The following is a 20924-nucleotide window of genomic DNA, read 5'->3' as shown; positions in this document are numbered from 1 at the left end:
CGGCCGCCGTTGCTCCGCCTTCAAACCCTAAATGTGTATTTGTAGATTGCCGCCTCGGTTACGCAGGCGCGTAATGCGCTGCGTAACCGAGGCCGCAGTCCTAACCCTTGAGGCCGCCGGACAGCAGGCCGCGCACAAAGTAGCGCTGCAATCCGAAGAACACCAGGAGCGGGACGATGATGGAGACGAACGCTGCTGCCGGGTTCAGGTAGTCCCTGGCACCGCGGGTACCGGAGATCTCAGCCAGACGCTGCGTAATGGGTGCAACGTCTGCCGTTCCACCGGAGAACACCAACGCCACCAGCAGGTCATTCCAAACCCACAGGAACTGGAAGATCGCCAGCGAGGCGAGTGCCGGTACCGACAGCGGCAGGATGATCCGCCAGAAGATGGTGCTGTGTCCGGCGCCGTCCACCCTTGCCGCCTCAATGACTTCACCGGGAATTTCGGAGATGAAGTTATGCAGCAGGAAGATGCCCAGCGGAAGGCCGAACATGGTGTGGGCAATCCACAGCTGGGCGTACGAACCCGCCGGGAGCTGCAGGGTCTGCGTAAAGAACTGCAGCAGCGGAATCAGGGCCATCTGGAGCGGGATGATCTGCAGGGCAAAGACGAAGATGAAGAGAGCGTCACGGCCCTTGAACTTGCCCCACGCGAAAACGTACGCAGCCATGGACGCCAGGACCAGCACGAAGATGGTGACCGGGATGACGATCGCGATGGAGTTGACGAAGTATTGCGAGAGGTTGGCGGATTGCGACCCCGCCGGGGTGAGGACATCCGCGTAGTTCTTGAACGTGAACTGCCAGTCGACGAACGCATTCCACCAGCCGTCGGACCGGGGACCTACCTGCTTGGCGGCAGGACGGAACGAGGTAACAAAGAGCCCGAACGTCGGCACGGACCATACGACGGCGATGATGATCGCTGCCGCTGTTGCCCACTTGGAAGTGAGCTTGGTCTTGACGCGGCGCATGATGGGCTGGGCGTCCTCCGTGGGGTCGGATCCAGGACGCTGCCGGGTGGCCTTCGAGGCCTCTTTCGGGGCTGGCGTGGCTGTCAATGGATCTCCCTTTGCTTGCGAAGGACTCGAGCGTTGTACACGACGATCGGCAGCACCATGAGGAACAGGATCAGGGCCAACGCGGCACCCCGTCCGGGCTCACCGGCGCGGAAAGCCTGCGTGTACATTTCGTTGGCGACTACGGAAGTGTCGTAGTTGCCGGCGGTCATGGTTCTCACGATGTCGAAGACCTTCAGCGTTGCGATGGTAATGGTGGTCAAGACCACCACCAGGGCTCCACGGATGCCGGGGACTGTGACGTTGCGGAACTGCTGCCAAGCGTTGGCACCGTCCAGGCGGGCCGCCTCGATGAGTTCCACCGGGACACCCTTGATGGCCGCAGACAGGATCACCATGGCGAAGCCGGTCTGGATCCAAACCATCACGATGATGAGGAAGATGGTGTTTTCCGGGGCATCCAGCAGGAACTGCTTGGGATCCATCCCCAGGGCGACCCTGAAGAAGTTGATGACACCGGTCTGCTCGATGTTGGGGCCACGGTAGTCGTAGACGAGCTTCCAAATGATGCCGGCGCCCACAAAGGAGATGGCCATCGGCATGAAGACCAGCGATTTGAGAAGCCGCTCGCCGCGGGCCTTATCAATGAAGACTGCGTAGGCGAGGCCGAAGCTCGTCGACAGCAGTGGAACCAGGACGGTCCAAATGACGGTGTTCCGCAGCGTGGTCAATGCCTCAGGCTGCGTGAACATCCACACGAAGTTATCAAAGCCATTGCCGTTGCCGCTGGCATCCGTGAAGGCCAGCATTGACGTGCGGATGGCCGGATAAACCAGACCCACCAGCATCAGGATTGCCGCAGGAGCAAGGAATCCTGCCACCGTGACTTTGTCTTTGACTGACTTAGGCGCCCTGTCCACCAGCAACATGATGAGGCCGATGACCGCTGCGAATATCGCAAGGGCTATCACTACTTGTAGGAGTTTTTCTCCAATAAATTCCATACCCAACCTCCGGGGCGTGAGTGAATCACTAAGTTCCGGGAAAAGCACTGCCTCCCCGGCTGGGTCAACCAGTCAGGGGAGGCAGCACTCTGGGAGTTAGCTCTTAGGCCAGCTGGATTCGATGCTGTTGGCAACATCCTGGGAGGACGTGCCGTTGATCCACTGCACGATGCCCTTCCAGAAGGAGTTGGAACCAACTGCGCTCGGCATGAGGTCCGAACCGTCAAAGCGGAACACGGTTTCCTTGTCCTGGAGGATCTGGACGGTCAGCTTGTCCAGGTCAGACTGTGCGTTGTTGGGGTCCAAGCCCTTGTTGGCACTGACCACGCCGCCAAGCTTCACGCGGTTGTTGGCGAAGTCGGCGCTGGCCAGGTACGCCAGGAACGACTGAACTTCAGCGGTGTCCTTGTAAGCACCAACCATCTCGCCACCACCGGTGACTGCCTTGCCCTTGCTTTCGTCAATCGGCGGGGTGATGAAGGCCCAGACGTCGCCGTCTTCAGCCACGTTGGTTCCTGCAGGCCAGTTGGCTGCCTGGAAGTTGGCCTGGTGGTGCATGGCGCAGGTGCCGTCGAGGACCGGCTGGCCGGCCTGGGCGAACCCGGTGCTGAGGATCGAGCGAACGTCACCGAAGCCGCCGTTCACCATGTCCGGGTTGAGCAGGATATCGCCGGCCTTGTCGAAGGAATCAACAATCTTGGGGTCATTGAACGGAATCTGGTGAGCCACCCACTGGTCGTAGACCTCGGGGCCGTGGGCGCGCAGGACAACGTCTTCGATCCAGTCCGTGCCGGGCCAGCCCGTTGCTTCTCCGGACTCGAATCCGGCACACCACGGCTTCATGTTCTTGTCATCCGCGGCGATCTTCTTGGACAGCTCGATCATTTCGTCCCACGTCTTGGGGACTTCCCAGCCCTTGTCCTTGAAGGTCTTGGGCGCGTACCAAACAAAGCCCTTGACGTTCGCGAGCATCGGAGCGGCGTAGAACTTACCGTCCACCGTGCCGTACTTCTTCCAGTCCGGGGACCAGTTCTTGTCCACAAGGTCGGACACGGTCTGCGGTGCGGGCTTCAGGTAACCGGCCCGTGCCTGGGTGGCCAGAAGGCCGGGCTGCGGGAAGATCGCAACGTCCGGGGCGGTGCCGGACTGGGCACGCACGCCGATCTGCGTTTCGAATTCCTTGCTGCCCTCGTACTTAATGGTGATGCCAGTGCAGGATTCGAACTGCTTCCAGGATTCCTCGAGATTGGTTGCCTCGACGTCGACGATGGTGGAGTAGACGGAGACGGTCTTCCCGTCATGCTTGCCATAGCTTTCGTAGGCGGAGCAATCATCCGAGCCGGCGGTGGATCCCCCACCGCCACCATCTCCGCTACAGGCGGAAAGGGTAAGTGCCAGAACACCGGCGGCTGCGACCGGTAGCAGGTACTTGGTTTTCTTCATGCTAAAGACTCCTCGCTGAGTACAAAGATTCGGCGGCGCAATTGATGTGGTGACGCTCACACTAGCCATGATTCGCCAGTCAATGCAAGCGCTTACACATAACGTAACCGCATCGATACCAAGCAGCCTGCGCTTCTCCGCGGGCGGCGGTCCTCGAGCGCTCGGTGAGCTGGTTGACGGCCTGCTCCGCGCTACTCCGCGCGGCCTGACGAGCCTCGCTGATTTGATTGCCTACTATTGCCTATGGAAAAGTAGGAATCGTGGATGAACTTGAAGCACTGCAAACCATAGGCCGCCTGATCAAAGAAGAACGCTTGGCACAAGGGCTGAGCCAGGTTCAGCTGGCCAAGCAGGCAGGTACTGCCATCAAGACGGTCCGCACACTGGAATCCGGGACCCGGCGAACGCAGGAGATCAACCAACGCAAGCTTGAGCACGCCTTGGGCTGGAGGGCAGGTTCGGTGTCCGAAGTCCTCAAAGGTAAATCGAACTTCGCTCCGGAAATGATCACCCCCGACGACATGCGCTCAGGCGACGAATCACGGCAGGGACCTCCCCGGGTTACCGTTCCCAGCGCTCCCATTGCCCGGGCCTCGCACCTCTCCGATGAAGAGCTGCTCGCCGAGCTCACCTACCGGATGATGCACCGCAACCGAGGCTGATCGGCCACACTACAGTGCCTGGCGACGCACCATCTCATTGATCCAGGCCGGCGCGAACGGCGACGTGCAATTGGGCGGTGTGGGATAGTCCTTCAGCACTTCCAACCGCTCTCCGATGTCCAAGGCCCTGGTCCTTTGCTCCGGGAATTCAATCCCGATTTGCGCCAGGCAGTGGTTCATGGCCCACTGAAGGCGGTCCGGGGCTTCCTTCATGTGGCTTTCAATAACGTCCAGCAGTTGCACAAGATCCAGGCCTTCGGGCTTCTTGACGACACGCTCGGAGGTCAGCGCCCAGCCAGCGCTTGCCACCACGGGATCGGAGTCAGCGAACCAGGTAACCCGCAATTCTTCAGAATGCGGGCTTTTCTTGACGACGTAGTTGACAAGCCAGTCCTGGACGTTGGGGGTCCGTGCTTCCCGCAACATGCTGTCCAGTTCGTCCCGGTCAAAGGCCTTGGGCCGGCATATCAGGAGCGCCAGCAATCTGGCTGCGGTGTCACCGGTGTTCCACAGCTCGCGGGAGAGCTCCTGCTGGGTCTTCAACCTCTTCGCGATGGCACGCAGCTTGCTGAGGTTTACCCCGTGGTCATCGCCGTGTTTCTCGTTCACTTCGCGGGCCCGGGGCTCTTCCAATGCCGCAAGTTTCGCCATGAGACCGGACACCGTCGCTTCGAGCGTCAACTCTTGGGCCGCCGTCGTTTGAGCCACCGTGGCCTCCTTTCCTTCGGGTGTGGGATTCAGGCTACCCGTTGCTGAATGCGAGGGCAGCGCACGGCTGCGCATCAACCGCTTGGACGGCTCAGGAACTTAGCGAACCCCTCACGATGCTCACACTGGAGTGGCCGGGATTTCCATCCAGCGGTTCATCAGAGACGTCGACGATAGGAAAATCGTCCAAATTCAGATCTGACGGAAGCGGGAAGGTCCCTGAATCCGAGCTCATGATTCCCAGACTGATCAGCCGTTTAAGGTCCGTGCCGATGAGCCAGACCTCCTGGTAGCCCTGGGCTTCATCTTTGCTCAGCTTCACTTCCAGGTTTCGTGATCCGTCCGCGGACTCAAGGACTGTCGCTGATCCTGTGGCAGTGTGCTGTGCGAGTGGGGACAACTCTGCCCGCGCCAATGGCGTTGCCGCTTGATTGAGGTTCCACAGCGTTCCACCCGCGATGACCAAGGCCCCCGCCGCAGCAACTGCCAACCAGGTCCCACGGCGTTGCCACCCCAAGGGACGCTTCTTGACGGAACGTATGTCTGTGGGTGGCGCCGGGGGGTGCCCTGGTTCGGGCGGATCGGTGTGGCCGGCTTTGCTGGTTTCAGTCCCAGTTGCAGAGCCAGCTGCAGATCCCGTTGCGGAGCCCGTAGCTGGGCCCAGGGGGTCCGCCCGGGTTGCATCGGACAGACCCAGTTCCCGGTGAATCCCGCTCCACACGTTGGGGCCGGGCACCTCAAAGCTTGTGCTGTCCGGTGTGGTTTTCATGGCGTCCACGGCGCGGCGCAATGCGGCGTACTCCGCCGAGCAGGCATCGCAGCTATTGAGATGCCGTAGGCCCTCCTCATCGAGCCAAGCACCGTACAGCGCCAGGAGGCTCAACTCTTCCGGATCAATGTGCGGCACGGTCAACCTCCAGTCTGCTTCTTAGGTGGATCAAGCTGCGTCGAATGTGGCTCTTGACGGTACCAAGGGGTAGTTCAAGCCTGCGGGAAATCTGCTCATGCGTCAGGTCCTCGTAGAACGCTAATTTCATGATGGCGCCCTGCGGTTCACCAAGCCGGTCCAGTTCTCCGTCCAGAAGCAGCCTGTCGGCCACTACCTCAACCGCTTCCCCTGTTGGAGATGCCCCGCCAGTGTCCTGGACCTGGGCGACGGCAAGGATTCTGCGAACTTCCCGGTTAGAGGCAGAATGGGCGTCCGCAATGGCGTGGCGTGCAATGCCCACTATCCAGGCCGGCAGTCGCGAGACCTCCGGGTGGAAGGTGTCGCGGTGTCGCCAGACCCTAATGAAGACCTCTTGCGTGACGTCGTCGGCTGCCGAACGGTCTCTCAAAGACCTCAAGGCGAGCGTGTGCACCAGCGGGGCGAACTCCCTGTAAGCGGCCACAAGTGCGGACTCATCCCCCGCCATAAATGAAGTGGTCAAAGCATCGTCCCACGCGGATGAAACCTCGTTTGGGGATACCAAAGGAGACTCCTTCCCGGCGTCAGCGACGAGGACCACGGCCGGGTTGGGGTACTTATTCAAGGACCGCGGTGACAATGACATTGTCGCTGTAGTCCATTCGTTCGTCCAGCCACCTGCCCCCGCACGTGACAACCTTGAGTTCGTGCGGACCCGTGCGACGGAACAAAGATTCGCCGTCGAAGGCGTCCTTGGCCATCAACGTGACGGAAACAACCCGATAGTTGAGCGCGGGAGCACCCTCCCGTCCTACGGTGATCAAGGTTCCGGCCGGCAAGGATTTCAACTGGGAGAACGGTGCTTGGTCGGAGGTGGTGTCGATGTGTCCGGCAAGCACAGCCGAGCCTTCCGCGGCTCCGGGCGCTGGCCCGAACCGATACCAGCCTGCCTCATAGAAGGTTTCCGGTATCTCCATAGCACCACCGGGCGCGACCCCCACGGGTACTACGCCCATATCAATGGACGTACCAGCCACTTGGAGTGACACAGGAGGGGGAGTCGCCGCGGGCTGCGTTGGAGTTGTGCCCCGCAGCTTGACTTCGACAGGTGGCGCAGAAGGCTCGGCGGGAGGCATCGACGGTTGAGTAGGCGACGGTTGAGTCTGCTGCACGCTGGGGATCGAGTCGCTTGTCTCGCTGGAGGCACTCGGTGCCGTGGACGGCGTCGGGGTCCCGCAGGCCGTCAGAAAGAGCACAGCTACGGCGGCCAGCGCTCCCATCCATTGGTGCGCACTGCGACGGCGGCCTGTACCGCTTTGGAGGCGCATAGGGCGACTTTGGTGTGGCTCACTTGATTTCATCACGCGTTTTCCTGGGGGTCTCCGGCTAGATGCTGCGGCTGCCGTTGTTGATGCGGGGCACGCCCTGGCCATCGCTGCGGACGGCCAGGACGTGTTCCAAGGACTTAGGACTTGATCCCGGAGGTGACAGCACGAGCCCTACGAATCCCCAGAGCGATCAGCAGCAGCGTTGCCGCAGCGAGGCCACCGCCCAGCATCAGCTGTTCTGTGGAGACATCACCTGCCGAGGCACCTGGAGACAAAGCGCCCGATGAGCCGTCCAGTGCGCCGGGTACCGATCCTGGTGCCGAATGCAGTCCGTCAATGGTCTGCACCGCCAATTGAAGATTCTTGTCGGTGAGACTTCCCCACGCGTAGACGATGGTGTGCGTTCCTTCGGTCACTGTCACATCCGCAGGGCCAATGACAGGTGCCGTGGTGCCCGCTGCAGCCACTGCGGCTGAGACCGTACCGGGGTCCAGTGTGAGTGTTTGCTCGTTAGGGTTGGCCAGATTGCTCACAACGGCCGTGCCGCCGGCCAGCACATCCACAGCAGGTGCCGCTGCAGTGTGTCGGACGGTCAGCTTGCCTTTGCCTGCATCGATGCGCGAGACGTCGTTCGTGAAGAAGTTCGCTGTTGGCTTTCCTGCCGCATCGAGGTTGGCGACGGCGGTGTAGTTGCCGTTTGCAGCCAAAGTCACCGTCACGGGCCCAATAACAGGGGCAGAGGCATCGGCGGCGTCCGAGGCAGTAATTGCGAGATCGTACGCTCCCGGCGGAAGTGCCAACGGGCCGGCCAGTGTGCCTGGAGTGAAGTCGTCCAAGGTTCGTGCTCCGTTGACCCAAACGTCAACGGTCAACCCAGGCACACCGTGAAGTACAGACAAATGTGCGTCGCCCTCCGCCGCTTGCGCGGGGACAGCCAAAACGATTGCTGCTGCCAGTGCCGCGGCACTGGCTCCTGCTCCTGCCGTAAGTATTCTGCTGCGCATGTCCTTCTCCTCGATCGGCCCGACGTGCGGGGTTTTTGCTGATACCCCTACTACCGACATGAGGATGGTTATGGATGCGGATGCACTCGATTTTTTGAGGGTGTGTTTCTCAGCGGACCCTCTCGGCCTTGGTAAACCTTGCCCGGGCACCGGAAACCATGTGCACCAGGACGGGGGTCTTCTGACCGATGACCAGGTCCAACGCTTCAACCAGCTGAGACACTTCCGCAGCCAGGATATGCGGCGCCACACCCTGCCGTGGTTGGATGCGGATGCGCAGTCCGGGCTGGCCCTTCACTTCGAGTGTGGCAACGGAGGCGCCGGCGAGGTCCGTCCTTTCAGCCAGGGCGGACCTGAGCGCCTGCTCGGCCACGCCACCACCGATCCGGACTTCGCCGTCAACCGCGCTGTCATCGCCGCTCGCCACCAGAAGGTTGGCGCGGCCTTTTCCTTGCTGGGAAACCCAGGCGATCATCCCAATGATGATGGCCACCAGGACGACGCCGGCCACAATCCACAGCCAGCTCTCTTCACGTCCGGGGAGGTGAGTCTGCCTGAAGGCATTCTCAGCGCCCGCCCATACTGAAGCAGACCAGCCGTGCCACCATGTGGCCACTGCAGGCACGGTGGCCAACAGCACGAGAAGCAGCCCGATGGCCAGCAGCTTCACACCAATGATGAAAAGAAGTATGCGGTTAAGGGCCCGTGGTGTTCCGTTCACGCTCCGATCACCCCCGAGGACGCCAGATTTACCCTGACAGCTGGCATCGGCACCGGCGACATTTCCTCAAGTTCGGCCTGGACGGCAGTTAATACTGCTTCTTCGCTGACACGGCTGCCGGACGTTGGCCGCACGTTCACCACCACCAGTTGCCGTGAGACCACCACCATGACCTGTTCCTGGGTGACGTTCGCGGCAGTTCGTGCCCGACGTGCCAGTGCCGAGGCCAGGACCTCGTCATCAACCACGACGGCGGTGCGCGGGTCCCTGAGCAAGTGGCGGGCGCGCCTGCCCGGCAGGACGGCGTGCAGCAGGAAGAACAGCCCCACCATGGCGATTACCGCACCACTGGCCCCAAGCAGCAGCGGTGAGATGCCTTCCGGGAGGGCGATAATGCGCTCCGCGGCCGTGGTGGGATCGATAAGCCATGGCGGCTGCCCTATGGCGCGGACTCCTGCTTCGAGCAAAGCGTAACCGCAGAGCACGATCACCAGAACGGCCGCGATCACGGACGCTCCCGCGCGGGACGAATGCGTCTCACGGCGCAGGATACGGCTCATGCTCGGGTCTTCCCCGGCCACCGGGCTTGCTCCCCTGTTCGGATCCGCTGCGTTCACTCGCTGTGTTTCCTGATCCTGGGTCACTGGACGCGGCCTCCCTCAGTGACATGTGCTCCGCTGATTCTGATATCCACCCTGCTCAGTTGGGATCCGCTGAGCTGGGTCACGGTTTCAAGAACGAACGCCTTGGCTGCCACAGCGCGGTCCCAGATGGAGCCTCCAAAGCCTTGGACCCGCTGCGGATCACGCAACACCTCTGTCAAAGCCGGGACGCTGATAGGTGCCACGATGGACAAAGCCAACAGGCCGTCGTCGTCCGCCCAATCAGCGCGGATGTGGCTGGCGTCAACGCCGAGCGCCTGCGCCGCGGCGGCCCGAGCCAACGATGTCAATGCCTGGGTACTGATCCGGTTATGGCCGGCCAGGCTGGTGGTGTTCTCCACAGCCTCAGCCACGCTCATGACGAAGAGCGCCGGCCCGTAATGGCATCCAGCACACTGCGAAGATCCAGTTTGCCCTCAGCCGCGCGGCCGAGCAGGGCGCCTATGCCCATGAAAAGCAGGGAGATCAGGAAACCCCATAGCCCGAACGAGAAGGACATGAAAGCCACGAAAGCGCCGATACCAATTCCCACCACGGTCATGCTCATTGGAGTGCCTCCCTTTCCACTACCACTGCCTTGCTTCCGGCGGGTTTCGCCGGCGGTGCAATGAAAACATCAGTGATTTCGATATTGACCTCAATCACTTGAAGACCAACCAATTCCTCCACGGCGCGGTATACAGCGGCGCGGACCTGGTTAGCGACGCCGTGCAGGGGATGACCGTAGAGCGCAACCAAGGTGATGTCCACCGCCACTTGGGTTTCCCCCACCTCGGCGCGAACCCCTGCTGCGTGGTCCGAGCTGCCGACGGCGTCGCGAATAGCGCCCAGCGCTCGGGACGGAGCGGAGCCCAAGGAGTAGACGCCAGGCACTGTGCGGGCAGCGATACCCGCAACTTTGGCGACGGCGGCCTCGGAGATGATGGTGCGTCCGGTGCCAGGGATTTCGCCCCCGGGCACGGGATCAAGCTGCACATTCTGGTCTTCCATGGAGCACTCCCCTTCTCTTGATTACCACCCTAGCGTCTAGCTCCGACGCTTTGGGAGAAGCGTCGGAGGGAAGGAAACGCGCCCGGCTCCCGCTACGTGCAGTTCTTATCGGTCCAGTCCTGGATGGGCTTCATAAGTTCCTCAAACTGCCCGTCACCGTATTTGCTGAAGTCCGAGCCGGCGGACTGCGTGAAAACACGACGTTTCTCGGAGACTGGCTTCAGTTCTCCGGGCATTTTGCCCTCCATTTGCGACAATTCCTGCTCCCGTGGATGCGCTTGGGTTCACGCTGGGATTCACGCCTAAGTCTGCATTCGAGGACACTTCCGCTGCGGGCGCCTGCCATGCCAGCGAGGCAAGTGCGCCGGTGACCTGTGCGGAGACCACAGGAAAGTTATCCACAAGCGAGAATTTCCGGCTGGGTTGCCAATGTTTGACCCACCTAGACTGACGCACAGATCACCGAAACAGCTGCTGGGGAGCCGCACCATGCCACGCCAAACGTTTATGTCCTTTCCTTCTGTTCGCGCCCGGCAGGCAGTTGCGGCTCTCGCCTTCGCAGTGCTTCTATGCGGTTGCCAAGGCAGTAGCACGCCCGGCAGCCCAGCCTCCCCAACAGGCACGACGACGGCGACACCCACCTCGAGCGCTTCGTCACCGATTGCTCTGCCAGGGAGCGCGACCACAGAGACGGCGCCTGCCTTGTACAAACCCGCCGATGCCAAGGGGAAAGCACAGAACGTGCCCGTTCCCGTCATGCCCGACCTGGCGAAGGAGAACTCGAAGGCCGGACTGGAGGCGTTCATTGGGTACTGGTACGCGCAACAGAACTACGCTGCGGAGACCGGCGATCAATCTATGTGGTCCCAACTCAGCGCACCCGAGTGCCAGACCTGCAAGCGGATAGAGAAAGGCATCAGTGATAGCCACATCCATGGTCGGTGGTCGGTCGGCGGCAGCATCTCTATCCCGGCCATTGAGTCCCTGTGGTTAGACGGAGCAAGGAACCAACAAGCGAAGGTCCAAGTCATCCAAGAGCAGATCGACTACTTCAACGCTGATGGGACTCCGGGGCGTGCCTCGGAAGCGGCCACAAACTCTGCTTTTGGCCTATTCGCGACATATGGTTCCGCAGGTTGGACGGTGACCAACCTTGGCATCATCAACTAATCGTCCCGCTTGGCTAGTGCGCACGTCCTCAGTCGTAGCGATGTCGACCGTCATACTTTCACTCACGATATTCGGTCCCGCGCAGGCCGACACGGATTCCTGGGCAGGCTACAACAATCAGCAAGATGCCATTGACCTAACCAGCAGGTTCACAATCGACCCTGCAAGCGGGCAGCTAGAACCTCGTCTCGGCGGAACTTCAACCTCGCCCGCAGCCGACGACCCCAATCAGTACATGGCCGATACCCATTGCCGGGCCGACGGTCCCGATACGAAGGACCCTGGCTGTGATGCCCTCGAATGCCCGGCCACCGCGCCCGGAGGCGAGGAGGGCACACCGGTCATCTGGAAGGAGGCCCCCAAAGCAATCACCAATCCGGGCTGGACGGACTGGATCCCGGTCAGCGGCCCGACGTGCCTCTATGACCCCGAACCCGAAAACGTCCTGCCCAAAATCGCCGCGCGGATCCTCACCGACTTCCGCCAACTACCCGTCAACCCCGGAAACCTCCAAGCCCAACCCTTCCCCCACACCCTCAAAGGCGGCCCCACCAACTTCTACACCACCACCAACGACCAAACCTTCGACCTCACCATCCTCGGCCAAACAGTCCACCTCACCGCCACACCCACCAACTACACCTACACCTTCGGCGACGGCACCACCCTCGGCCCCACACCAGCCGCCGGCTACTCCATCCCCGAAGCCGAATGGCTCAACAACCAGACCCGCACCAGCCACATCTACGCAGAAACCGGCAACTACCAAGCAGCAGTCACCACCAGCTTCACCGGAACCTACTCCGTCAACAACGGCCCACCACTACCCATCAACGGCACCCTGGACATCACCACACCCACCAAAACCATCCACGTCTGGAAAACAGAAAGAGCACTCGTCGCCGACACCTGCCAGGAAAACCCCAACTCCTGGGGCTGCCCCGGCACGGAATCTCGCTAAGCCCAGTACGCACACGTCTACTTGCCCACTCCATCCGCGAGACCACGGATGAAATACCTCTGCCCCGCGAAGAACAGCACGATCACCGGAATTGCCGCAATGGCCATACCTGCGAAAACCACGGGGTAGTCCGTGCCGTGCTTGGACATCAGATTGGTGAGCCCCACGGGAAGGGTTTGTAGCGCTCCCCCGCTGGTGAACACCATGGCGAATAGGTATTCGTTCCAGGTAAACAGGATGTTCAGGAGAACCGTCGAAACCAAGATCGGCTTGCACATGGGCAAGATGACTTGCCAAAACGCGCGTGCCTTTGAGGCCCCATCCACTGAGGCGGCTTCATCCACCTCTGCGGGCAGATCCATCATGTAGGCCCGGATGAGGAACGTCGTGAAGGGAACACGGAAGGCTGTGTACAGAATCAGAAGCGCCCAGAGATTGTTGTACAGTCCCAAGCTCTGGAACATCTTGACCAGCGGGATCAGTGCCACTGTGGGAGCGAGCATCAGGCCGCCAAGGATGAGAATCAGCACCACCCTGTTGAACGGGATATTTACCCGGGTCAGTCCATAGGCAGCCCAAGCGCTGATAAATACCGTGGCAATGGTGGAAGCAACAGTGACCAAGACGCTTGTAGTGAGATAGTCGCCCACCCCTCGGTTCCATGCGGTGACGTAGTTGTCCCATTTCCACGCGACCGGCAGGGCGAAGGGATTGGAGAACAGTTCGGAGTTGGACTTCACGCCGTTGAGCAGCATCCAGACCAACGGATAAACAACCACGACGGCGAGTGCAATGAGGAACGCTTTGACGAGGACCCTACCGAGCACCAGCAGCACAGCTGAGCGCGTCACCATTGGACCCTCCTTTTCTTGGAGATACGAAGCTGTATGACGGCCAGGACCAACGTGATGATGAAGACAGCAGTGGCGACGGCGGCCGCGTAGCCAAAGTCATTGCGGACGAATCCGCTTCTGTAGAGCCACGTGCCAAGGACCTGGCTTGAATTGTTGGGGCCTCCACTGGTCATCACCATGACTTCGTTGAACACTTGAAAGGCCCCGGATACGGTGACGATCATCATCAGCCCGGTCATTTCCCTGACGAGTGGCAGGGAAATTGAGAAGAACCGCTGGAGGGGACCGACGCCGTCGATGGACGCCGCTTCATACAGTTCGGAAGGGATCCGCTGCAGTGCCACGGAGAACAGAAGCGTGCAATACCCGAAGCCTTGCCATTGGCTCATGGCGATGATGGCAAAGATGGCCGTGTTCTCCTGTCCCAGCCATGCCTGAGTGAAGTTCCCCAGGCCAAGGACATCCAACGCCGCGTTAAGGATGCCCATCTCTGGTTCGTAGATGAAGTAGAACAAGAGGCCTGCCACCGTCAGTGAGATAGCAGAGGGTACGAAATAGACGGCTCGAAGGATTCCCCGCCACCGCTGGCTTCGTAGTCCCTCGATCATCGCTGCAAGGATGATCGCCCCGAACACTTGGAAAGCAATGGAGATGATGGCGTAAAGGGTGTTGTTAAGGAGTGACTTCCAGAAGATGGGGTCGTTAAGCATGCGGACGTAGTTGTCAGCGCCAACAAAGGTCTGGCGGCCACTGTAGATATCCCACTTGAGGAAACTGAAGCCCAGGTTCTGTACCAGTGGCAGGTAAGCAAAGACGCCTAGAAGCAGGACCGCTGGCAACACCCAAACGAAGTTGCGCCAGCGACGCGACCGGGCTGACTTGTTGGTGCGGTTTCGAGGCGACTTAGCGGAAACGGGCGCCGGCGGCGAAGCCGCGGGCTTCCAGGCAGTATCGGAAACAGTCATGACGTTGCCGGCTACTTTGCTGCACTGGAAGCAGCCCGAACAGAGGCAAGAACCTGATCCGGGGTTTGCGTTCCAGCCACCAAGGCCTCCCCACCAGCCAACCAGGCGTCAGCAACAGCAGGAACAGTAACCGAGTCCAGCCATGTGATGGCTGCGGAAGCTTCGTTCACCTGCTTGATACCTTCGATGACGGGTCCGGAAGAGTTCTCCGTGGAAACCGCGCCTTTGACCGCACTGGGCTGGCCGTACGGCGGGGCAGAGAGCTTGGCAGCGTTCTGGCTGTTGGTAACGAACTTCATGAAATCAGCTGCAAGTGCGGCGTTCTTGGAACGGGCATTGATGATGTAGCCCTCAGGGGAACCTTCGATCGCTTGTGTATCGCCCTTGGCATCCGCTGCGGCGGGGAGCTTGAAGATGCCCAACCCGTCCTGCTTGAGTTTCGAGTCGGCAGAAGCAGTGGAGTCGAATTCAAGGATCTCCTGGTAATACATACCTGATTTACCCTCAGCCAAGGCCTGCTGCGCCGTGGTGTAAAGGACTCCGTTGGAGTCCTTGCCGCTGCCGGTGCACTCGTTGACCAAACGGGTGAACTGGTCCATTGCCTTGAGGTAGCCCCGGTCCTCCAGCTTGGCCGTTGCCGGACTGAAGTCGGCTTGCAGCGTATCGGCCGGCACTTCGTAAGCGAACAGTTGCTGCAGGTAGTGGAGCCCCGGCCAACCGTCCTTGTTCCCGAACGAGATCGGCTCGTAGCCTGCTCCCTTCAGCACGGAGCAGGAAGAGATCAGTTCATCGAATGTGGACGGCGGTGTCAGGCCCAGCTCTTTGAAGATGCGCTGGTTGTAACCCATGAACTTGCCGTTGTTGTAGAGCGGAACTGCGAAGTACTTGCCGTCCTTGGCGAACGCCTTGAGCGCGGACTCGCCAAAGTCATTGCCCCACTCCGTCCCCGGGGCAATGATAGGGGTCAGATCTGCTGCGAGTCCCCCATCAATGAAGTTGTTGGCCCAACTGCCAGCCCATGTGAAATAGATGTCGGGCATGGCCTGGGAGGCAGTCAACGTCTTGGTCTTGTCCTTGATGCTCTGGTCCGTCTCCTGGATGAGCTCAAAGGACACTTCCGGGTGTAGCTTCTTGTACTCCGCAGCTAAATCCTCAAAGTACGGCTCAAGCGGGTCACCGCCGAACTTTGTGAGAATGCTGAGCGTTCCCGTGTACTGAGGTTCAGCGTTTGGGTCCAGGGCAGCGGCCGGCTGGCTTCCGCCGTCGGAACAACCAGTAAGCGCCAAAGCGGCGGCGGCCAGCAATGCCATCAGTGATTGGGTGCTTTTACGCATCATTTCTTCTTTCGGTAGAAGGGCCGATTCAGCCGTGTCCCCTACGGGAGTGGGAAGTCACGCCCGCCGTTGGGGGTGCACTTCACCGCTGACGGGCTGAAGGGGTAAGTCCTGAGTTGGAACAGGGAGGTTGGAACTTGTGATACCGGTACCACAGTGAATCATGATTTGGCTCAGCGTGGAAGAGACCTAACGGAAATTAAGGGAGCGAATTTACGAGTCGCCGCGAGCAGCGCGCACAGGGCCGTCTGATGAACGGGCCACGAGCTGCGAGGGCAGAACGTGCTTCTTCGGTTCAGAAGTGTCGCCGTCGATCCTTGCGATGAGCTGCTGGGAGGCGACAATGCCCATCTGGCGCATGGGCTGCTGGATCATAGTCAACGGAGGGTCCATGACGGCCGCCCAAGGGCTGTCATCAAAGCCGATGAGGGAGACATCCTTCAGTACACGCAGGTTTTTGGCACGCAAAGAATGAAGAGCCCCCACCGTCGCCTCGGTTTCGGTAGTGAAAATGGCAGTGGGCGGATCCGCGAGGGCCAACATTCCGCTAACAGCCCGCGTCGCCTGGCCCTCATTCTTGAGAACGTGGGTGATGAGCGCGGTGTCGAAAGGAATTCCTGCCTCTTCCAAGGCATCGAGATAACCCCTCAGCCGCTCACCATCACTCCACAGCGCTTCATCCAGGATGCTATGCATCTGCTTCAGGTCCGTCGCCGGACTGAGGGTGACGGGCCCCCATGCGAACGCTATCCGCCGGTGACCATTCTGTATAAGCGATGCAACGGCAGACCGTGCAGCCTCCCGGTTGTCGATCACCACCGAATCCGTCTCCAGCTTGTCCACCAAACGGTCTATGAGGACTACAGGAGTCCCGCGATGAATGGCATTGGATAGATGTGAAACGTCATCGCTTCGACCTGCAGCAGACGCCACCACCAGGCCGTCCACTTGCTTTGCCAGCAGGACTGCGATGGCGTCGCGCTCCAGCTCAAGCTTCTCGTCAGTGCTCAGGATGATGGCGTCGTAGCCAGCCATTTTAGCTGTTTCCGAGATGCCCTTGAGCACGCCTGAGAAGAACGGGTTGGCCACATCCGCCAGCACAATCCCAAGGGTTTTGGTGACTCCCGTGGTCATGCTGCGCGCCAGAGTGTTCGGCTGATAACCCAGCTTTTCGGCCGCCCGCATCACCTTGACGCGGGTGGCTTCACTGACCGATCCATAGTTTCCGAGGGTTCGAGCCACCGTTGCCCGTCCCACTCCAGCAGCTGCTGCTACTTCGGTAATGGTGGGGGCAGCCGGGTGGTTCTGATGATCCGTCGCCATCCGACCCCCTTCAGTTGTGGAATCCGCGCCCGCAGTTCCGTCCGTTGATTTGTCCCTGCATCAGATCCTAGTTGCTCCCTGCACGACTAGTTGCTCCCTCGACGACTAGTTGCTGCCTCGACGGCCCGGCCGTAACCGAACGCGCCCTCCACATAACACTGCGCCGCGGCATGCTCAGCTCCTCGGGCCAACGCTCTCTGTAAAGCGTCGGCCGGCGGCCGATACGTTCGACTCCAACCGGAGCCAAGTAAATTGACCACGAGTCCGGCCAGAAAAGCATCACCGCAACCCATCGTGTCCGCAAACCGGCGTGGATCAGTAGGTGCCGCTGCCTGCGTGAGGAAGCGTTCGCCGTCGTACATCATTGCCCCTGACTGCCCGCGCGTCCCCACCGCGAGCGGAACGCCCGCTGCATATACTCGCCTGAGGTCATGCTCGACGGCGGCAACAGTCATGTTTCCGCACGACAAAAGGGCCAGGTCCACGTAGGGCGCCGTTAGTTCCAGATAGGAGTCTGATCGACGTTCCGGCTCCGACGAGTAGTCGAAACTGACTAAGGCACCAGTGCTGCGGACCGCCGGTAACTGGGTCTCCGACGCGGAATAGACGCTCGAATGCACCAGATCGGCGGAGGCCAAGTACCTGAGGTGTTCAACGTCAAGCATGAAGGGATCACTTGTGGTGACGCCCCCTTCATTCCATCCCAGGAAGATACGGTCGCCGTCCACTACCTTGATTTCAGTGACGCCATTGAGGCCGTCACGGATGATGCACTTGCTGGTATCAACACCCTCCGAATCGATGGCGTTCCGGACAAAAGCACCCAAGGGATCGGAGCCGAAAACGCCCAGATAGGCGGACTCGATGCCCAACCGATGGGCAAATACCGCGACGTTAACGCAGTTTCCCCCGGGGTACATCACTTTGCGGTCGAGAAAACGGTCCACAATGTTGTCCCCGAATCCGATTACTTTCATGCTCTTCCTGTCTCGAATCTGCGGGCCCGGACAGAGCCGGGCCCGCAGCGTGGCGATCCTCCCCTTTCGGGGTGCGGCGAACGGTCAGTACTCCACCACTCGGTAGTAGCGGCGCAGATCCAGGGAGTGGTTTCGGACGCGTTCGAGGTGCTTGCTGAACCTGTCCAGGACGGTATCCAGAACCAACGGGGACAGGAGCGCACGGAAACGGGGGCTGACGCCCGGCAGATCGTAGTCCTTGCTGTCCAGCAAGGTGGTGTTCTTGTTGTAGTTTTCGGCGAATTTGGCAACGCGGTCCATCAGTGGACGCGTCTCGTCCTCACCCACCAGCAGCATGAGGCTGGTGTCTTCTTCGATGAGTTCCAAGGAGCCGTGGAAGAACTCAGCACCGTGCACGCGGGTGGTCCGGAGCCACTGCATTTCTTCCAGGATGCACATGGAGTAGAGGTAGGTGAGGCCCCACAGGTTTCCGGTGCCCACCAGGAAGTGATAGTCAGCGTCTTTGTTCTTCTCCGCAAAGGCTTCTGCCACTGATTCTGCTTGCCGGGCGACGCCCACCAGGCTCTCGGGGACGGTTTGCAGCTCGGCCGCCAGTTCTTCGTACCCCTCAAATTCGCCGCGAGCAGCAAGGAGGCGGGTGCTCAAGAGAATCATGGGGATATCAAAGGGCCAGGTTTTAGGTTCGGTCACCAAGGCAACGTCGAGGGCTTTAGCAAACGGGCTGTCCCCGAATCCGGTGAAGCCTATGGTGTAGGCGCCCTTGGCCTTGGCAAATTCGATGGCCTCGATCACGTCTTCGGTGGTGCCGGAGACGGAAGCGAAGACAGCTACGGAGCCGGGGCCGAACGTGGGATCCTCGGCCAACATCAGCTCTTTGCCGATGGATGCACGGACAGGCAACGTGGAGCGGGACCGGATGAAGTGCTCGTACGGCAGCATCGCGGCGTAGGTTCCGCCGGCACCAATGAGGAACATGTTGGTCAGCCGCCGTTCCTGGATGGAGTCGACTACCGATTCGATCTGCCCCTGCAGCGCCAAAGCACTACGGGTCTGTGTGAGGAATTCCTCTTCTTTGAAGCCAAGCACGGATGGTCCTTTCGAACGACAACTTTTGGAGTGTTGGAACATGTTGATACCGGTATCAATAGGTGGTCATCATGCTGTCATGGGAATTCTGAAGCGTCAATAGCTTCTTCGGAAAGGGTTCCGAGGCGAAAGGACATGACCGCGGGGCTCTGAAAGGTGAGGGCCTACTCGATACCCTCCAGGATGTTGCGTTCAGGGAAGGAGTCGGAGCCCGGGGGCGGGATCGCTTATCGGATCAGCTGGTCACTTGTATGACCCGAACACGATCGAGTCGAAGACGGCGCGCGCCTCTCTTATCAGCTCCGGATTGATCGATTCGTCGACATAGCCCACAGCGACGACAGCCCGCTTGCCGTTCAGGTCGACTACCCGGTAGGTTTCGTGTTCATTCTGAGTCGAGTACCAGTGTGTGCAGTGGTACATCATTTCTGAGTGGATGCAGAACTTGCCGCTGTCGCAGGCCGGGATGTCCACGTCGCCCTCGACGGAGTGGTCGAACTCGAAGCCGGGGTAGTCGCCCACCATGATCTTGACGGGAGGAGTGCTTGCCGTTGACGATTGCGCCGCCATAGCCCTAGTGAAGGCCCAGTCCGCAGGACCGACATCGGCAAGGGCACCCCTCCAGTTGCATGCGTCCATCGACACATAGAACGCGGACCCAAGGGTCAGGTGGACGGCCCATGCAGCCGGGTGATCCGGGTCATCCTTGCCCAGGCTGTTACCGTCGAGAGCAGACCAGCCGCCTGGAACGGTGATCTCGAAAGGCTCCTTGTAGCCGTCGACGGGGACCAGATATGTGCCGGCGTCGATATCGCCACTCTCCGGCAGCGATGAGACCGTGCGAGGGTCGCGACTCTCCGGCAGCGGTGAGACCGTGCGAGCCTCCGTCATCGGAGAACTGGCAGACGGCAGGGATGCGTCGTCGGACTCATATTCGCACCCGCCGAGACATCCAATCAGTGCGATAGTCAGCAAGGGCAAGAGATGGCGAGAACGCTGAGCGGCCTTTTCGATGGGTGTCATGGAACTCATTGATCCACCAGGCCGCTACAAGGCGCTGTGAGGCCCCGCAGCCGGGTGGCCTCGCAGGCGGTCCGAGATGGGATGCCGTCGCCTCAGTCTCCTCCGGTAGAGAACCCGTGACAATGAAGAAAACGACCGAGGTCGGGTTCGACTCATGAAATCCCCGAACGACAGGAGCACCCTGCAGAAGCGGCGAGAAAACGCCACATTGGGTCTTCGTCCGCGCCGGCAAGGTCATCGCATGTTAAAGAAGAAAAGCACCAGTTCCGAAGAACTGATGCTTCCCAGTGGTGGCTCCGACCGGCGTCGATCCGGTGACCTTTCGATTTTCAGTCGAACGCTCTACCAACTGAGCTACAGAGCCTAGGTGACATGTCACCTTGAGAACCGAATTTCTTCGGCGCTCAGAGCGACCCTGACGGGACTTGAACCCGCGACCTCCGCCGTGACAGGGCGGCGCGCTAACCAACTGCGCTACAGGGCCTTGCGTTTGCAGTATCTCTACCGCGTTTTTTTCAAGGCTTCTAGCTTACCAGACTTTTTTCATCCGGTTTACCACTTCCTTGCGTACCCCCAACGGGATTCGAACCCGTGCCGCCGCCGTGAAAGGGCGGTGTCCTAGGCCGCTAGACGATGGGGGCCTGAACTCAATTCGGATTTCGCAAAGAAAAGGGACGCTTTACGCGTTCTTTCCGTGTCTCGCTCGTCCGAACTGGACTCTAAAACTTTAGAGCATAGATGGCGATATTCCCAAATCGAGGTCTGCGCAGTGTTCCGGGCC

Annotated in this window: 24 protein-coding genes and 3 tRNA genes; 3 read left to right on the top strand and 24 right to left on the bottom strand. The window is 60.3% G+C overall.

Going from position 1 to position 20924, the window contains the following annotated elements; all coding sequences use genetic code 11:
- Positions 1 to 100 precede the first annotated feature (100 nt).
- The 3 genes from MOD31_RS15825 to MOD31_RS15815 form a co-directional block, all read right to left on the bottom strand.
- On the bottom strand, positions 101 to 1063 hold the full coding sequence (locus MOD31_RS15825; RefSeq protein ID WP_142936916.1) for a carbohydrate ABC transporter permease: 963 nt from the start codon (positions 1061 to 1063) through the stop codon (positions 101 to 103).
- Positions 1060 to 2025, bottom strand: a complete 966-nt coding sequence (locus MOD31_RS15820) for a carbohydrate ABC transporter permease (protein ID WP_250821087.1) — start codon at positions 2023 to 2025, stop codon at positions 1060 to 1062. The genes MOD31_RS15825 and MOD31_RS15820 overlap by 4 nt, the downstream gene beginning before the upstream one ends.
- Before the next feature lie 96 nt (positions 2026 to 2121).
- The gene (locus MOD31_RS15815) at positions 2122 to 3468 is read right to left on the bottom strand and encodes an ABC transporter substrate-binding protein (RefSeq protein WP_142936918.1); all 1347 of its coding nucleotides are present in this window, start codon (positions 3466 to 3468) and stop codon (positions 2122 to 2124) included.
- 260 nt (positions 3469 to 3728) lie between these two features.
- Here MOD31_RS15815 and MOD31_RS15810 point away from each other — a divergent pair, with 260 nt between their 5' ends.
- Complete coding sequence (locus MOD31_RS15810; RefSeq protein WP_024819271.1) at positions 3729 to 4130, top strand: helix-turn-helix transcriptional regulator; 402 nt, start codon at positions 3729 to 3731, stop codon at positions 4128 to 4130.
- A gap of 9 nt (positions 4131 to 4139) precedes the next feature.
- Here the strand turns inward: MOD31_RS15810 and MOD31_RS15805 are convergent, their stop codons facing one another.
- The 11 genes from MOD31_RS15805 to MOD31_RS15755 form a co-directional block, all read right to left on the bottom strand.
- A complete protein-coding gene (locus MOD31_RS15805; RefSeq protein ID WP_250821115.1) occupies positions 4140 to 4781 on the bottom strand; it encodes a DNA alkylation repair protein in 642 nt (213 codons plus the stop codon).
- Between the two features lie 148 nt (positions 4782 to 4929).
- Positions 4930 to 5745, bottom strand: coding sequence for an anti-sigma factor domain-containing protein (locus tag MOD31_RS15800; protein ID WP_250821086.1), 816 nt, complete (start codon positions 5743 to 5745; stop codon positions 4930 to 4932).
- The gene (locus MOD31_RS15795; protein ID WP_142937113.1) at positions 5732 to 6346 is read right to left on the bottom strand and encodes an RNA polymerase sigma factor; all 615 of its coding nucleotides are present in this window, start codon (positions 6344 to 6346) and stop codon (positions 5732 to 5734) included. Before MOD31_RS15795 ends, MOD31_RS15800 begins: the two co-directional genes overlap by 14 nt.
- Positions 6347 to 6362: 16 nt before the next feature.
- Complete coding sequence (locus MOD31_RS15790; RefSeq protein WP_250821085.1) at positions 6363 to 7073, bottom strand: class F sortase; 711 nt, start codon at positions 7071 to 7073, stop codon at positions 6363 to 6365.
- 137 nt (positions 7074 to 7210) lie between these two features.
- On the bottom strand, positions 7211 to 8077 hold the full coding sequence (locus MOD31_RS15785; protein ID WP_142936921.1) for a DUF4397 domain-containing protein: 867 nt from the start codon (positions 8075 to 8077) through the stop codon (positions 7211 to 7213).
- Positions 8078 to 8186: 109 nt separating this feature from the next.
- Positions 8187 to 8798 carry a hypothetical protein gene (locus MOD31_RS15780; RefSeq protein ID WP_250821084.1) on the bottom strand — a complete coding sequence of 204 codons (612 nt, stop codon included), beginning with the start codon at positions 8796 to 8798 and terminating at the stop codon, positions 8187 to 8189.
- Entirely contained in the window at positions 8795 to 9442 is a 648-nt protein-coding gene (locus tag MOD31_RS15775; RefSeq protein WP_142936923.1) for a DUF6286 domain-containing protein, read from the bottom strand. The genes MOD31_RS15780 and MOD31_RS15775 overlap by 4 nt, the downstream gene beginning before the upstream one ends.
- The gene (locus MOD31_RS15770; RefSeq protein ID WP_142936924.1) at positions 9439 to 9819 is read right to left on the bottom strand and encodes a hypothetical protein; all 381 of its coding nucleotides are present in this window, start codon (positions 9817 to 9819) and stop codon (positions 9439 to 9441) included. Before MOD31_RS15770 ends, MOD31_RS15775 begins: the two co-directional genes overlap by 4 nt.
- Positions 9816 to 10007 (bottom strand): hypothetical protein, encoded by a 192-nt coding sequence (locus MOD31_RS15765; RefSeq protein ID WP_142936925.1) that lies wholly within the window; start codon positions 10005 to 10007, stop codon positions 9816 to 9818. Before MOD31_RS15765 ends, MOD31_RS15770 begins: the two co-directional genes overlap by 4 nt.
- On the bottom strand, positions 10004 to 10450 hold the full coding sequence (locus MOD31_RS15760; RefSeq protein ID WP_142936926.1) for an Asp23/Gls24 family envelope stress response protein: 447 nt from the start codon (positions 10448 to 10450) through the stop codon (positions 10004 to 10006). The genes MOD31_RS15765 and MOD31_RS15760 overlap by 4 nt, the downstream gene beginning before the upstream one ends.
- A gap of 92 nt (positions 10451 to 10542) precedes the next feature.
- Positions 10543 to 10686 (bottom strand): hypothetical protein, encoded by a 144-nt coding sequence (locus MOD31_RS15755; protein WP_166840946.1) that lies wholly within the window; start codon positions 10684 to 10686, stop codon positions 10543 to 10545.
- A 193-nt stretch (positions 10687 to 10879) separates the two neighbouring features.
- On the opposite strand from MOD31_RS15755, the gene MOD31_RS21980 reads away from it, so the two are divergent.
- Both MOD31_RS21980 and MOD31_RS15745 read left to right on the top strand, forming a co-directional pair.
- On the top strand, positions 10880 to 11620 hold the full coding sequence (locus MOD31_RS21980) for a DUF6318 family protein (protein ID WP_308196382.1): 741 nt from the start codon (positions 10880 to 10882) through the stop codon (positions 11618 to 11620).
- A gap of 235 nt (positions 11621 to 11855) precedes the next feature.
- Complete coding sequence (locus MOD31_RS15745; protein ID WP_250821082.1) at positions 11856 to 12581, top strand: PKD domain-containing protein; 726 nt, start codon at positions 11856 to 11858, stop codon at positions 12579 to 12581.
- 17 nt (positions 12582 to 12598) lie between these two features.
- Here MOD31_RS15745 and MOD31_RS15740 read toward each other — a convergent pair whose 3' ends face one another.
- From MOD31_RS15740 to MOD31_RS15695, 10 genes are all read right to left on the bottom strand, one after another.
- A complete protein-coding gene (locus MOD31_RS15740; RefSeq protein ID WP_142936929.1) occupies positions 12599 to 13435 on the bottom strand; it encodes a carbohydrate ABC transporter permease in 837 nt (278 codons plus the stop codon).
- Complete coding sequence (locus MOD31_RS15735) at positions 13429 to 14400, bottom strand: carbohydrate ABC transporter permease (RefSeq protein ID WP_223941586.1); 972 nt, start codon at positions 14398 to 14400, stop codon at positions 13429 to 13431. The genes MOD31_RS15740 and MOD31_RS15735 overlap by 7 nt, the downstream gene beginning before the upstream one ends.
- Before the next feature lie 11 nt (positions 14401 to 14411).
- Positions 14412 to 15734: an ABC transporter substrate-binding protein gene (locus MOD31_RS15730; RefSeq protein WP_142937116.1), complete on the bottom strand. Its 1323-nt coding sequence runs from the start codon at positions 15732 to 15734 to the stop codon at positions 14412 to 14414.
- A 213-nt stretch (positions 15735 to 15947) separates the two neighbouring features.
- A complete protein-coding gene (locus MOD31_RS15725) occupies positions 15948 to 17057 on the bottom strand; it encodes a LacI family DNA-binding transcriptional regulator (protein WP_250821081.1) in 1110 nt (369 codons plus the stop codon).
- Positions 17058 to 17143: 86 nt separating this feature from the next.
- Positions 17144 to 18034, bottom strand: coding sequence for a PfkB family carbohydrate kinase (locus MOD31_RS15720; protein ID WP_250821080.1), 891 nt, complete (start codon positions 18032 to 18034; stop codon positions 17144 to 17146).
- Positions 18035 to 18118: 84 nt separating this feature from the next.
- Positions 18119 to 19120: an SIS domain-containing protein gene (locus tag MOD31_RS15715; RefSeq protein ID WP_250821079.1), complete on the bottom strand. Its 1002-nt coding sequence runs from the start codon at positions 19118 to 19120 to the stop codon at positions 18119 to 18121.
- Positions 19121 to 19363: 243 nt separating this feature from the next.
- The gene (locus MOD31_RS15710; protein WP_250821078.1) at positions 19364 to 20152 is read right to left on the bottom strand and encodes a hypothetical protein; all 789 of its coding nucleotides are present in this window, start codon (positions 20150 to 20152) and stop codon (positions 19364 to 19366) included.
- 279 nt (positions 20153 to 20431) lie between these two features.
- Positions 20432 to 20507: transfer RNA gene (locus MOD31_RS15705), tRNA-Phe, on the bottom strand.
- Positions 20508 to 20553: 46 nt separating this feature from the next.
- Positions 20554 to 20627, bottom strand: a tRNA-Asp gene (locus MOD31_RS15700).
- A gap of 84 nt (positions 20628 to 20711) precedes the next feature.
- Positions 20712 to 20784: transfer RNA gene (locus tag MOD31_RS15695), tRNA-Glu, on the bottom strand.
- Between the last annotated feature and the right edge of the window lie 140 nt (positions 20785 to 20924).

Source organism: Paenarthrobacter sp. TYUT067 (assembly GCF_023656375.1).
Lineage (GTDB): Bacteria > Actinomycetota > Actinomycetes > Actinomycetales > Micrococcaceae > Arthrobacter.
Note: the sequence above shows the minus strand (reverse complement) of the source record. Positions and strands in the feature narration are given on the sequence as shown.